General features: G+C 47.0%; 1 protein-coding gene. It reads left to right on the forward strand.

Annotated elements, in window-relative coordinates; genetic code table 11:
* Positions 1–559 (forward strand): transposase (locus tag ACX5KA_RS06635; RefSeq protein ID WP_458730718.1); only part of this gene is annotated, 559 nt, incomplete at both ends.

Consider the following 559-nt stretch of genomic DNA (forward strand, 5'->3'; position numbering starts at 1 on the left):
GATAGAACAACAAGCCATTTTGGATATCTGTAATGAAGAACGGTTTGCCAGTCTCCCGCCTAGCCAGATTGTTCCCATATTAGCTGATGAAGGAATTTATCTGGGTTCGGAATCCAGCTTTTACCGTATATTAAAAGCCAATAATCAGCTTACCCACAGAGGCAAAGCAAAACCCAAAGGGACACTGGCGAAACCTGATGGGTTTACCGCTACGGGCCCCTGTGAAGTGTGGACCTGGGATATATCGTACTGCCCCTCTACGGTCATTGGCCGGTTCTTTTATCTGTACATGATAATGGATATTTTTAGCCGTAAAGTCGTGGGATGGGAAGTGTACGATTGCGAGTCTGGTGAGCATGCCGCTAGCCTATTAGAGCGCACGCTATGGTCTGAGAAATGCGTGAATGAAGAAATAATCTTGCATTCTGATAATGGCAGTCCGATGAAGAGCCTGACCATGCAAGCAAAGATGATTGAAATGGGCGTTATCGGCTCTCGCAGCCGCCCCGGTGTCAGTAATGACAATCCCTACTCAGAATCTCTGTTCCGCACAGTCAAA

The organism is Alteromonas alvinellae (assembly GCF_902705805.1).